Origin of the sequence: Bacillus hominis, from assembly GCF_018332515.1 — a bacterium.
Taxonomy (GTDB): domain Bacteria; phylum Bacillota; class Bacilli; order Bacillales; family Bacillaceae_G; genus Bacillus_A; species Bacillus_A hominis.
In genome coordinates, this window is record NZ_BOQD01000488.1 from 1 (window position 1) to 612 (window position 612).

At 29.6% G+C, this 612-nt stretch carries 1 pseudogene; it reads left to right on the forward strand.

What is annotated here, in order from left to right:
* Nucleotides 1-600, forward strand: a pseudogene (locus tag KI356_RS26700) (M3 family metallopeptidase); the annotation flags it as partial.
* Nucleotides 601-612 lie beyond the last annotated feature (12 nt).

The following is a 612-nucleotide window of genomic DNA, read 5'->3' on the forward strand; positions in this document are numbered from 1 at the left end:
ATAGTATTCATAATGAATGTATGAAGCACCTAGAGTTACAAAAATATTTAGAAATCCCTTCAGAATCAGCTGAGTTAGCTAGCATGACAATGGAATTATTTTCGATGGAGTATTGGGATACATTTTATGAGAATACAGAAGAATTTATAAAAGCAAAATTAGATTTCTTTAAAGACACAAATGCTTATCGTGGATCAATTCCAACATTGGATGTATGAAAATCCAAATCATACTGCTAAAGAAAGAAATGAAAAATATTTAAAATTACATAACACTTACCAATCGAATGTGGTCAATATTGAAGGTTATGAAAATTGGATAGCAACTGGCTGGTTACCTGTACTACACATATTCGAAATACCATTCTATTATATCGAATATGCAATCGCGCAACTTGGTGCACTACAAATGTATAAACAATATAAAGAGAATCCTAAACAGGCACTACAAAATTATAAAGAAGCTTTATCATTAGGAAGCTCTAAATCCTTAACAGAAGTATATGAAGCAGCTGGAATTCGTTTTGATTTTTCTAATGAAACAATAAAAGAATTAATGGCATTTGTAGAAGAGGAATTGAAATTACTTGAACAAATATAAATAAAAAATGCA